This is a genomic window from Paraburkholderia sp. BL6669N2 (genome assembly GCF_003387275.1).
GTDB lineage: Bacteria > Pseudomonadota > Gammaproteobacteria > Burkholderiales > Burkholderiaceae > Paraburkholderia.
Map to the genome: position 1 here is coordinate 223,312 of NZ_QUNA01000001.1, position 10,517 is coordinate 233,828.

Sequence of the window (10,517 nt, forward strand, 5' to 3'; positions counted from 1 at the left end):
TTACGCGGTAAAGAGACGGCGTGGCTTGAGCATTTTTCTACCGCGAATCGACCAGTAGCAGCCGCACGCTATCAGGATCGTAACGCCTGTCAGGGCTTCCAGCGGCGCCGGATGCAGACCCGGCAACCCGTCCAGGGCGAAGAGGCCGCGCGCGGCGAGCAACAGCGCAGCCCATACCGAACACGCGGCCTGAACCAGCATGCGCGTGCCCGCCAGACGGCGCGCGCGGTTTTCGCGCGACCAGTTGGCCGGCGTGCGTCCGCAGAAAAAGGCAATTGCGATCAATACGACGGCGAGAATGACGATCCAGTCGGTCAGTTCCATTGAAAAAGCTCTCCCAAGTCAGCCGGCGACTATAGAAAAGCCTTGCGCTACGAACTATCGGACGAGTCTCAATTGCGGGAAGTTTTGGCGTGCGCGCGTTGTCGCAAGGACAATGCGCGCGCCGATGGATCAGGCAGACAGATCAGAGTTCGATGCGCGTGCCGAGCAGCACGAGGAATTGGCGCAGCCATTCGGGATGCGCGGGCCACGCCGGTGCGGTGACGAAATTGGCGTCGGTGATCGCGGCGTCGACGGGAATGTCGGCGTATTCACCGCCCGCCAGCTTTACTTCGGGTGCGCAGGCCGGGTAGGCCGAAATGCGTTTGCCGCGGATCACGTCGGCGGCGGCCAGCAGTTGCGCGGCGTGGCAAACGGCCGCGATCGGCTTGCCGGCTTCGGCGAATTGCCGCACGAGTTCGATCACCTTGTGGTTGAGCCGCAGATACTCCGGCGCGCGGCCGCCGGCGATCGCGAGCGCGTCGTATTGGCTCGGGTCGGCGTCGTCGAAGGTGGCGTTGAGTGTGAATTGATGGCCGGGCTTTTCAGTGTAGGTCTGATCGCCTTCGAAATCGTGAATCGCGGTCTTGATCCGGTCGCCCGCCTTCTTGTTCGGGCAGACCGCGTCGACCACATGGCCGACTGCCTGCAGCGCCTGGAACGGCACCATCGTTTCGTAATCCTCGGCGAAGTCGCCGGTCAGAAACAGAATCTTCTTTGCCGCCATCGTATGCCTCCAATTGATCAACGGAACACAGCGAATGAGCTGCGACGCTCACTCGTTGACACGCATAAGCTCAGGGAGTCTACTCCACTACGTTTGACAGAACCGCGACGGATCATGCGGTGGACGCGACCGGACGCGTGCGTCCGGGCCGTGGAACTCAGCGCCGGCGTAAGGCTCGGCGCGCGGCGCTGCTTCGAGCGAACCGCCTTCCAGGCGCTCGTTAAGGCGCGTGCAGCGCAACGGCGTATCATTGGCGCGTTTTCGCATGCGGAAGCCGCTCGACGCGGCTCACACACAATCATGATTTTATCCATCCGTTCATCCTTGCTGCGCCGTGCCGCGTTCGTTGCCGTCGTGTTCGGCGGCCTCGCCGCCTGTCAGAAGAACGACGCGTCCGCCGGCCAGGTTGCCGGCAAGCTCAACGACGCGGCCCAGGTCGCCGGCCAGAAGCTCGATCAGGCCGCCAGCTACGTCGGCCAGCAGGTCGACGCGACGAAGTCCGCCGCGCAGCAGAACCTCGACTCGGCCTCGGCGCCCACGATCAAGATCGACCCCAACGCGTTGGCTTCGACGGCGCAAGCGAACCTGCAAAGCGCGGCGAGCGCCACCAATGCGCAACTCGGCAAGGCTGCGTCGCTGACCGGGCAGGGGCTCGAATCGGCGGGGCGCAAGCTCCAGGAATGGTCGGCGCAAAGCTCGGCGTCGTCGACGAATGCGGCGGCTTCGTCGTCATCGGGCGAATCCGGCGATGCGCAAAAGCAGATGGACAAGTGACATGCCGGCTGGCTCGCCATATCGTTTGACAGTCGGATTAAATGTAATTACTATGGTTACACATTGTCGTCGCCGGGCGGGTTTGTTGTGAACACGAGTAGCCGGTTTGCATTCGCGGTGCATGTGCTCGCGCTGCTGTCGTTGCAGGAGGGCGCGCCGTTGTCGTCGGACATGATCGCGGGGAGCGTGAATACGAATCCCGCGCTGATCCGGCGGCTTCTGAGCATGCTGGCGGAAGCGGGCCTCACCACCTCGCAGCTCGGCGCGGGCGGCGGCGCGCTGCTGGCCCGGGCGCCGGAGCAGATCACGCTGCTCGAGGTGTATCGTGCGGTAGACGACGCGCAATTGTTCGCGTTGCATCGCGAGGAGCCGAATCCGGCGTGCATGGTCGGGCGCAATATCCAAGGCGTACTGCGCGGCATCATCGACGAAGCGCAGCAAGCCATGGAAGCCTCGCTCGGCGCGCGCACGCTGGCCGACGCCACAGCCGACGTGGTGCGTGCCGAAAAGCAGCGCGAACGCAAGAAGCGCTCGCACGGGTGACGTAGCAAAAAAGCAGTACGGAAGGGCGCGTGGCGGTCAATCGCAACATGCGCCTCTCAACGAACGGGGGCTCAAGCCCCTCTTTTTTCCGCGTTATATGTAATTGATACAGTTACATATATGCTAACGACAGGAGCAGTGAAAATGAGCAAACAGTTGAAGATCGCATTGTTCGGCGCCACCGGCATGATTGGTTCGCGGATCGCCACCGAAGCGGCCCGCCGCGGGCATCAGGTGACGGCCCTGGCGCGCAATCCGGCGCGCGTGCCGACCGACGTGGCGAATCTGAAAGCGGCGCAAGCGGATCTGCTCGATGCCGCGAGCGTCGGCGCGGCGGTGCGCGGCCACGACGTGGTGGCGAGCGCCTATGCGCCGCCGCAAGACGATCTCGCGGCGCTCGGCAAAGCGACTCGCGCGCTTATCGAAGGCGTGCGCGCGGCGGGCCTGAAGCGCCTCGTCGTGGTGGGCGGCGCGGGTTCGCTCGAAGTGGCGCCGGGCAAGCAACTGGTCGATTCGGAAGGCTTTCCTGACGCCTACAAGGCCATCGCGCTCGAGCATCGGAAAGTACTCGACGACTACCGCAGCGCGACCGACCTCGACTGGACCTTCTTCGCGCCGGCCGCGATCATCGCGCCGGGCGAGCGCACGGGCAAATTCCGCACGGGCGCGAACACGTTGCTGGCCGATGCCGAGGGCAATAGCCGCGTTTCCGCGGAAGACTACGCCGTTGCTTTCGTCGATGAACTGGAGCAGGGCCGTTTCATCCGTCAGGTCGCAACGGTCGCTTATTGAGCCGGAAACGAGGCTGAACGGGCCGCGCGCGGGCACCGCCGACGCCAACGCCAACGCGACGTCAGGACTCGCGCGCGGTCCTCACAACGCTTGAGCCCGCGCAAGCGTCCTAACATTCGGTTACGCAAGTTCGGTCGCTCCCGATAAAAGTGCGGATACACTGGCGTCTCCCGTTTTCTTACGGATTGCCATGCAGTCATGCCCGTCGCGGCGTGAGTCCGAGGCTGCGCCGTCCAACGGCGGGCAGCCGGCGACCCACGCCGCCTTTCATTTTTCTTCTGACCGTAGCGCATGCGAGGCCCGCCGTGGCGCGCGCCCGCCACTCGCCGCACGGTTCGGCGCATGGGCGGCCGCAGTTTTTGTCGCGCTGATCCTGAGTGCCGTCGGCTGGTTGCCCGCGAACGCGTTTGCCGCGGGCGCCCCCACCGGGACGCCCGTCATCCCGGCCTTGCAGAGCCTGATCAACAGCGCGACGGTCTCGGCGACCCCCGCGTCCTCCGCTTCAGGCGCTTCGGCCGCGGAGGAGGCGTCCGCGCCGTCGCCGGCCAGCCAGGCGGAATTGGCGCGCTCGCTCGACAGCGTGATCTCCACGCTCGATAACGACCGCCAGCGCACCGCGCTCGTCACCCAGCTCAAAAAATTGCGCGACGTCTCGCAAAACGTCGCGCCGCCCGCGCCTGCGCAGCCGAGCGCCGGCCTGCTCGGCGCGATCGCGTCGGGCATCGCGTCGTTCGAATCGGACGTGCATCAAGGCCGTACGCCGGTCCGCTATTGGGGCGGCCGCTTCAACGCGGCGGGCAATGAGCTCTACACGATCGTCTCCGGGCAGGGGCACGAGAGCTTCGGCCGGATTCTGTTTTCGATGGCGGCGATGCTGGCGGGCTGGGGCGCCTGCGCCGGCGCGCTCATCTATGTGCAGCATCGCCTGTACCGGCGCTTCGGCATTGTCATGGGATTGCAGCCGAATCCCACCACGCGCGAACTGCTGATCTTCGCGCTGCGTCGCGTCGGCCCCTGGATCATCGCCTTCGTGGCCGCGCTGCTGTTCGTGCGCGCCATGCCCGACGCGCTCGGCCGTACGCTCGGCATGGTGGTCGCGTATGCGATCGTCGCGGGCGCGGTGTTTTCGGCGATCTGTCTGATCATGTTTTCGCTGTTCGGCTCGGGGCACCGGCGGATCGCCGTGCGCCTGCTGATCGATCATGCGCGACGCGTGCTGTTCGTGGTCGGCGTGTGCGGCGCGCTCGGCGACGCCGCCGTCAATTACGACGTCGCGCATCAACTCGGCTCGAACCTCGCCGCCTTGATTTCGACGGCGGCCAACATGACGGCCGCTGTGCTGACGGGCTATTTCGCGCTCGCGTTTCGCCGGCCGGTCGCGCATCTGATCCGCAACCGGCCTTACGAGCAGCGCACCAATCACAAGGCCGCGACCGACGCCTTCGAGGTGCTCGCCGCGCTGTGGCACGTGCCCGTGCTGGTGCTGGCCACCGCTTCGGTGGTGGCGACGCTCGGCGGGTCGGGCTCCAGCGAAAACGTGCTGCAGATTTCGGTGGTAACCGCGGCCCTGCTGGTGCTGGCGTTTTTCCTGTCGGCCATCGTGCTGCGTCTGACGCGCCCGCGCAGTGCGCGCGCGCGTCGCCGCTCGCCCTATCTGACACGCTTGCTGCGCTTTTTCGGCACGCTGCTGACTCTCTTCATCTGGCTGTTCTTCTTCGAGCTGGCCGCGCGTTTGTGGGGTGTGTCGCTCGCCGCGGTGGTCGAGGAAAACGTTGCCGCACGCGGTATTGCGCATGCGGTGACGGCGATCGTCGCCACTGTGTTCATTGCCTGGCTGTTGTGGATTCTGGTCGACACGGCGATCACCGAGGCGCTCAATCCCGCCGGGCCGCGCAATAAGGCCCGTGCGCCGAGCATGCGCGCCCGCACGATGCTGCCGCTGGTGCGCAACGTCCTGCTGGTCTCGATCATGACGATCGCCGGCATCGTGACGGCGGCGAATCTCGGCATCAATGTCACGCCGCTGCTGGCGGGCGCCGGCGTGATCGGCCTCGCGATCGGTTTCGGTGCGCAATCGCTCGTGACTGACCTGATCACGGGGCTGTTCATCATCATCGAGGATACGATTTCGGTGGGCGACTGGATCGACGTGGACGGCGGCCACGCGGGCACGGTCGAGCATCTGTCGATCCGTACCGTGCGGCTGCGCGACGGTCAGGGCGCCATTCACGCGATCCCGTTCTCGCAGATCAAGATCGTCAAGAACCTCTCGCGCGACTTCGCGTACGCCGTGTTCGAAGTGCGCATGTCGTTCACCACCGACGTCGATCAGATCACGCAACTGATTCGCGAAGTCGGCGCGGATCTGATGGCCGACTTCCGTTACCGGCGCGAGATGCTTGGGCCGATCGAGGTGTGGGGGCTGGACCGGTTCGATCCGAACTGGATGGTCGTGAAAGGGCAGATCAAGACGCGACCGTTGCAGCAGTGGAGCGTGGCGCGCGCCTTCAATCTGCGTCTGAAGCGCAAGATGGACGAAGCGGGTATCGAGATTCCGGTGCCGCAGATGCGTGTGTACACGTCGTCGAAAGATAGCGAAGGGCAGCCTTTGCAGGACGACGAAGTGTCGGGAATCGCTGCGCATCCGCATGAGCATGCGCAGGCTGGCGCGGCATCGGCGGCGCGGGCGGTGCATGCGCCGCTTGCCGTCGCACGCGATGTGTCGCACGAACCGCGGCCGGCGCCGCCGCCGACCGGGCAAACCGCGCCGATTCCGCCACAGATTCCGACGGCAGGCGAGGCGGGTGGGAAGAGTTGATAGCTGCCGGGAGTGGGAAGTTGGTCTTTCGTGCCCGCGTCGTGTCCATGCGAGCGCGCGAGGTCACACGCTACTTTTGCATGTCCGGCTTGCGACGAAGCCGCGCGGTTCACGCTGGACGTGAGTTTCAGCGGGCACGGCGCGCGTGCCCGTTTTGCGTGTCACAAGGGTCGGGGGCGCAGATGTGCCGGGCACCCGTGCCGCATGTCGTTTCAGGCCAGCGCCGGCACATCCGCCGTACGCACGATGTCATTGACGTGTGTCGCGATCTGCGCGCCCGCGACGCCGTAAATATGCAGCGAAACGGCCGGCGCTTCGCTGCGATTACCCAGCTCATGAATCCCGCCACGCCCACCGCGCACGAACGACACCGCGCCCGCTTTGCGCGCTTGTGTGCGCGTGGCGCTCGCGCAATGCTGCGCGCCGTTCCATTCGAATACTGTTTCGCTCAGCGTGCCGTCCACCACGGCGTAGCCGCACCACGTGTGGTGCGCATGCACGGGGCTCGCCTGTTGCGGCAGCCACACCAGCGCGGCGATCGCGTAGCGGCCGTGCGGATCGGCAGCCAGCAGATGACGCCGGTATTTCTCGACCGCGCCTTCGCGTTGTGCCGCCGTGAGCAATTCCGGGTTTGCCGCCGCCTCGGCGAGCGCCACGCGCATGCTGCGCGCGAAAAAGGTCGAATCTGAAGGTTCGGGGAAATGGGCGCAGGCGTCGAATATCGCGTCCAGGGTGTCGCAGAGGCGCGCGAGCGGCGCGTTGCGCACGGCGCGCAACAACATGTCCACCTGCTCGCACGAGGCCGCCTGAGCCGCGTTGACGGGTAGCAAGCGTTGGGCTTGGAGGCATTCGAGGGATGCGGAGCGGAGGTCTTGACTCATGATGATCAGGCAGCGGCTGGGCTGCTCATCGGTTGTTTTCGGATAGGGATATTTATACCGGTTTGCCTGGAGAAAGAGTTTCCATATAATTCCCTCTGGAATCTGAAAAGTAGAATAATTTCCTATGGGGATGTCATGACGGGAATGGATATCATCGACCGGAAGCTGCTGGAGTTGCTGCAAGCGGACGCGACCATGCCGATCGCCGAACTGGCGCAACGCGTGAATCTGTCGCAAACGCCGTGCTGGAAGCGGCTGCAGCGTCTGAAAGAGGCGGGCGTGATCCGCGCGCAGGTCGCGCTGTGCGACGCGCGCAAACTCGGCGTGGGCACGACGGTGTTCGTCGCGGTGCGCACCAATCAGCACACGGAGGAGTGGGCGCGAACCTTCACGCATGCGGTGCAGGAGATTCCGGAAGTGGTGGAGGTGTACCGGATGAGCGGCGAAACCGATTACCTGCTGCGCGTGGTGGTGTCTGACATCGACGACTATGACCGTGTGTACAAGCAACTGATCGCCGCAGTGCCGCTGTACGACGTGAGTTCGAGTTTTGCGATGGAGCAGATCAAATATTCGACGGCGTTGCCGGTGAGACCGGCCATGGTGAGGTAGGTGGGGCAGCGGGTGCGCCGTTTGCTGCTTTTCAAACAGCGAATCATACGAGCACGCGGCGACAGCCGAGGCTTTCCCGCAAGCTCACATGCCCATGCCATTGAGCCCGGCCGCTGCAAGCTGTGTGCAAGCTCAGTGGGCGTAGAATGCCGCCTTCCCAGACACCATCCGCGACTGCTTCGCGAACCGAGCCCGCCTCATGAACAAACCTCCGCGCAAGAAGAACCCGACCTTTGGCATTGCTGCGTTCATCGTGGTCGCGGTGTTGCTGGTGATCGCCACGCTCTTCTATAACGCCATCAAGGAAAAGCACGACTTCGACCGCCAGAATGCAGAGGCGCCGTCGATTTCGTCGGGTGCGGCCGCAGCGGCGACTGCCGCCAAGCCGGCAAGCGGCGTTGCTCAATAGGGCGACGCGCACGTCGACGCCATTTTTCACTCGTCCGGCAGGCGAATCACGCTCGCATCCTTGCGAATCTGCGCCGCCGCTGACAGCATCTGCTTGCACTGATGCGCAAGCAATTTCATGTCATGCACGGCATCCGCCGAATAGTCCGGCGATTTCTCCGTTTCGACCACCATCGCATCGAGTTCGCGGCCCAGCAGTTTGATCTGCTCGTTTTGATCGGCGGCCGGCGCGGTGCCGGTTTCAGCCTCGGTGAGATTGTCGCGCACGACGCTCAGCGCGCGCTGCAGCGGTTGCAGCGAGACGCCGTCGACCTGCTGTTGCGCCGAAGTGCGCAGCAGTGGCGCGGCCGCGGTGATCTGCGAGGCGAGCACGTGGCTGCGCACCAGCAGGCCGTTCAACTCCGGCACGAACTTCTGCGCGGACTTCGGTTCGAGCATCATGCGCTGAAATGCCTGGCCCAGATTGGCGAACGCTACGTGAACGTTCTTGCGGGCGAGCCGGTAGCGGTAGTCGCGATCGAGCGCAGTCGCCGCCGCGGCAGCGGCAGCGGAGGCGCCGGAGACGGGCTTCGCGGTCGGGTTGCTGACCGTGGTCGTGCCCGCACTGGCGCCGGCGTCGGCGATTGGTTTCGCCGTTGCGCCAAGGGACGCTGTCGCCGCCGCATTAGCGACACCGTTTGCGCCAGCCTTCGCGCTACCGCCCGCACCAGCGCTGGCGTGACCGTTTGCAACGCTGCCGCCGCCGCGCGCCGCACCACCGGCCGCCGCCAACACCGGCTTGCCGAAGTCGATCGCCGGATCGGCCATCGCCGCCGTCGGCGCACGCGCCCCGGCTTCGGTCACGGTAGCGACCACCGCGGCGGCCGGCTTGCCGCTCCACCACCAGCTCGCTTCCAGATACTGCCGCGTCGCGTTGATCATGTTGTTGACCAGCTTGCCCATCAAGCGATATTCCCAGTACGGGAACAGATGGCTCGCCGCGATCGCGATCGCGCAGCCCACCACGGTGTCGATCGCGCGCTCGCCGATGATGCGCATGCTGCCCGGCGCGAGCAGATGGAACATGAGCAGCACATACGACGAGGTGAACACCACGCTCGCCGTGTAATTGAACAGCAGCAGGCTGTAGCTCATCACCATCGACGCGAACATCACGGCCAGCAGGATGTGGGGCTCCTTGACGAAGATCATCAGCGCGATACTCGCCGCGCAGCCGATCAGCGTGCCGACAATCCGCTGTCCGTTGCGCTGTTTGGTCAGCGAATAGCCGGGCTTCAGGATGATGACGGTGGTCATCACGATCCAGTAGGCATTGGTGAGCGGCAGCAGCCGCCCGAGCCAGAAGCCCACGGCGACGGCAATCGTCACGCGCAACGCGTGGCGGAAGCTCGGCGAGGCCATGGTCAGATTCGAGAAGATCTGCCCGAACGGCACGCGCCGGCTCGATACGAAACGCGTGAGCGCCTGATCGAGCCGCAGTTCGGTCTCGCTCGTGCTGGGCTCGCTGGAGAGACTTTTGCGCATCTTGTCGATCAGACGCGTGGCGCTCCAGACGCGCCGGAAAGTCGACGAGATCGCCGAATACGCCTCGTGGTTTTTTGCCGGCAGATCCTGCTTGCGCATCAGCTCGATTTCGAACTCGATGGCGCGCAATTCCGCCTTCACGTTCACGCGCCCACGCGGCGCCTGGTTCTGCAGTACCGCAAGGCCAATCTCTTCCAGATCGGCAGCCGCCTTGCGAATCAGGTCGCGGTAGAACACCAGCAGATCCGAGCCGCCGAACGTGGTGCGCACCAGCGGGTAATCGGTATGGGCGCCAACGAACAGCTCGTGAAGATCGACCGTGTTGATGAAAAGATTGAACAGCATGGCGCGGCGTGGTTCGAGCTTGCCGCTCTTGAATCTGGGCAGATTGCGCAGCACGATGTCGCGCGCGGCGTCCTGGCGCTCCACCGCGGTGATCTGCTTGTCGACGAGGTTGCGATAGCACTCGTCGAGATCGTTATCGAGGTCGTAGAACTCGGCGCGCGCCAGCAGATAGTCGGCGCACGCGAACACGCTTTCGGCCAGCGCCTGCTGTTCGATGCGATGCATCATCCAGCGGCTCACGAAGGTCGACCAGTAGGTGTACCAGAGGCCGCCCACCAGAATCCACGAAGCGTTGACGAGCGCCTGTATGGGCGTGAAGTGCTCTTCCAGCGTCATGATCATCATGAACAGCGTGGCGAAGCTGATCTGAGGCCAGCGGTTGCCGTATACGACGATCAAGGACAGCAGGAAGGTGAGCGGCACGACCGTGCACCACAGCGCCACCGCGTTCACCGTGGCGAGCCCGGTGGCAAGCGCGGACAGGAAGCCGATCACCGTGCACGCCAGCATCTCGTTGTGCTTGTACTTGAGCGGCCCCGGCATATCCACCACGCACGCGCCGAGCGCGCCGGTCGCGATCGTGAAGCCGAGCTCGCGATCGTGAAACACGATCAGACACAGAACCGCCGGTAACGACACGCCGACTGCGATGCGCAGGCCGCCATAAAAGTACTGGCTGTAGAGGAATTTTTTTATTTCAACCGAATAACGCATCGACTGCCTGGATTCCATTCACTGAGAAAACCGCGGTTGATGGGGCAGACCCAAGCAA

Annotated in this window: 10 protein-coding genes; 6 read left to right on the plus strand and 4 right to left on the minus strand. The window is 64.5% G+C overall.

The window, feature by feature from the left end:
* Positions 1-324, minus strand: a complete 324-nt coding sequence (locus tag B0G80_RS00955; protein ID WP_106284544.1) for a hypothetical protein — start codon at positions 322-324, stop codon at positions 1-3.
* A gap of 142 nt (positions 325-466) precedes the next feature.
* Positions 467-1,048: a DJ-1/PfpI family protein gene (locus B0G80_RS00960; RefSeq protein WP_116116640.1), complete on the minus strand. Its 582-nt coding sequence runs from the start codon at positions 1,046-1,048 to the stop codon at positions 467-469.
* 300 nt (positions 1,049-1,348) lie between these two features.
* Between B0G80_RS00960 and B0G80_RS00965 the strand changes: the two genes are divergently transcribed.
* The 4 genes from B0G80_RS00965 (at position 1,349) to B0G80_RS00980 (ending at position 5,975) form a co-directional block, all read left to right on the plus strand.
* On the plus strand, positions 1,349-1,822 hold the full coding sequence (locus tag B0G80_RS00965; protein ID WP_116119462.1) for a hypothetical protein: 474 nt from the start codon (positions 1,349-1,351) through the stop codon (positions 1,820-1,822).
* An 87-nt stretch (positions 1,823-1,909) separates the two neighbouring features.
* Positions 1,910-2,365, plus strand: coding sequence for an Rrf2 family transcriptional regulator (locus tag B0G80_RS00970; protein WP_116116642.1), 456 nt, complete (start codon positions 1,910-1,912; stop codon positions 2,363-2,365).
* A gap of 144 nt (positions 2,366-2,509) precedes the next feature.
* Positions 2,510-3,157, plus strand: a complete 648-nt coding sequence (locus tag B0G80_RS00975; RefSeq protein ID WP_116116644.1) for an NAD(P)-dependent oxidoreductase — start codon at positions 2,510-2,512, stop codon at positions 3,155-3,157.
* 190 nt (positions 3,158-3,347) lie between these two features.
* A complete protein-coding gene (locus B0G80_RS00980) occupies positions 3,348-5,975 on the plus strand; it encodes a mechanosensitive ion channel family protein (RefSeq protein WP_116116646.1) in 2,628 nt (875 codons plus the stop codon).
* A 212-nt stretch (positions 5,976-6,187) separates the two neighbouring features.
* Here B0G80_RS00980 and B0G80_RS00985 read toward each other — a convergent pair whose 3' ends face one another.
* Positions 6,188-6,757 (minus strand): cysteine dioxygenase family protein, encoded by a 570-nt coding sequence (locus tag B0G80_RS00985; protein WP_116116648.1) that lies wholly within the window; start codon positions 6,755-6,757, stop codon positions 6,188-6,190.
* 243 nt (positions 6,758-7,000) lie between these two features.
* Between B0G80_RS00985 and B0G80_RS00990 the strand changes: the two genes are divergently transcribed.
* Positions 7,001-7,468 (plus strand): Lrp/AsnC family transcriptional regulator, encoded by a 468-nt coding sequence (locus tag B0G80_RS00990; protein ID WP_181196667.1) that lies wholly within the window; start codon positions 7,001-7,003, stop codon positions 7,466-7,468.
* Between the two features lie 199 nt (positions 7,469-7,667).
* Positions 7,668-7,877 (plus strand): hypothetical protein, encoded by a 210-nt coding sequence (locus tag B0G80_RS00995; protein ID WP_116116650.1) that lies wholly within the window; start codon positions 7,668-7,670, stop codon positions 7,875-7,877.
* Between the two features lie 26 nt (positions 7,878-7,903).
* On the opposite strand, the gene B0G80_RS01000 is transcribed toward B0G80_RS00995, so the two are convergent.
* Complete coding sequence (locus B0G80_RS01000) at positions 7,904-10,459, minus strand: FUSC family membrane protein (protein ID WP_116116651.1); 2,556 nt, start codon at positions 10,457-10,459, stop codon at positions 7,904-7,906.
* Positions 10,460-10,517: the final 58 nt, after the last annotated feature.